This is a genomic window from Tsukamurella conjunctivitidis (assembly GCF_007858475.1).
Taxonomy (GTDB): domain Bacteria; phylum Actinomycetota; class Actinomycetes; order Mycobacteriales; family Mycobacteriaceae; genus Tsukamurella; species Tsukamurella conjunctivitidis.
Window position 1 is genome coordinate 1 of sequence record NZ_VIGX01000141.1, and the last position, 634, is coordinate 634.

Below are 634 nucleotides of genomic sequence, written 5' to 3' on the forward strand. Positions count from 1 at the left end.
ACATCAAGGTGGTCGGACCAGTGACGAGGACCCGATGGTCGTTCTGGAGGCGACTGGCCAGACCGGCCCGCGAGACCACCTCCGCGAAGAGCCCCTCCGTGGGCAGGTACAAGATCGCGAAGTCGGTCGAGGCCGGGGGGTCGATGTACTTGGAGGAGATCGTCTTGGCCTGCAGGATGATCGCCTTCTCGAGGGCCACGCCCGCAGCGTCCACCGCCGCGCGGTCGCCGAGTTCCTGGGCGCGCAACAGGCGCTCGTAGTCCTCCTGGGGGAACTTGGAGTCGATGGGCAGGTACACGGGTCGATCCGTGTCCCCACGACCGGGCAGTTTCACGGCGAACTCGACTCGCTCCTGGGATCCCCGTCTGACCTCGACGTTCTGCTCGTACTGGTCGGGAGCGAGGATGTCCTCCAGCTGACGCGAGAGCTGGACCTCACCCCAGGTCCCGCGGCTCTTGACATTGGTGAGCACGCGCTTGAGCCCGCCGACATCGGAGGCCAGGGACTGCATCTCGCCCAGCCCCTTCTGGACCTCCTCGAGTCGCTTGGAGACTACCGTGAACGACTCGCCGAGACGCTTCTCCAGCGTCCCTTGGAGCTTCTCGTCCACCGTAGCCCGCATCGTCTCGAGCTT

At 65.8% G+C, this 634-nt stretch carries 1 protein-coding gene; it reads right to left on the reverse strand.

Going from position 1 to position 634, the window contains the following annotated elements:
• Positions 1-610, reverse strand: a 610-nt coding sequence (locus FK530_RS24750) for a DNA recombination protein RmuC (protein WP_231706792.1), incomplete at its 3' end; no start/stop codon positions are given.
• Positions 611-634 lie beyond the last annotated feature (24 nt).